We start from the raw sequence: 537 nt of genomic DNA on the forward strand, positions 1-537 counted from the left end.
AAAAAACCAAATTTTAAAGGTTTTGGGAGAGAGCCATTGGTAACATGACGGCGGAATGTTGAGACACTCATATGAAGTAATTTTGCACTTTCACGGTCAGTTAAAAGAATATCATTTTCTGTCATTCTAAAATCCTTTCTATCAAAAAATGGTAACAAATCATAACTATTTATTAACCACATTTTGGTTTATTTTTGAAGGTATTTTATTTATAGAAAACAATATTTTATCATATAAATTCTCATGTGATAATTTATGAGTCTTATTGAGAAAGAATGAGAGAGAAGAGAGCTAAAGTTATCCACAGATAATGGGGTTATGCACCCCATATCTTTAAGATTGACCGGTGACATAAGCCGCCCATTTCTCCATATAGACACGACGCTGTTCTAGATAGTCAGTACGACGATAAGCACGCTCTACTTGCCCCCCGACCGTATGAGCTAGAATGGTTTCAGCAACCTCATAGGGGGCATCGGTTGTTTCAGCAAGCCAATCGCGTAAACTAGAGCGAAAACCATGGGGGCAGGCTTCAAT

1 protein-coding gene and 1 pseudogene are annotated in these 537 nt (G+C 37.4%); both read right to left on the bottom strand.

All coding sequences use genetic code 11. From position 1 onward, the window contains the following. Positions 1 to 125 (bottom strand): helix-turn-helix transcriptional regulator (locus tag ACFIO3_RS15510; protein WP_375704828.1); only part of this gene is annotated, 125 nt, incomplete at its 3' end. A gap of 208 nt (positions 126 to 333) precedes the next feature. Then, positions 334 to 537, bottom strand: a pseudogene (locus tag ACFIO3_RS15515) (integrase); the annotation flags it as partial.

It is taken from the genome of Bartonella sp. AD328YNZD (assembly GCF_042196425.1).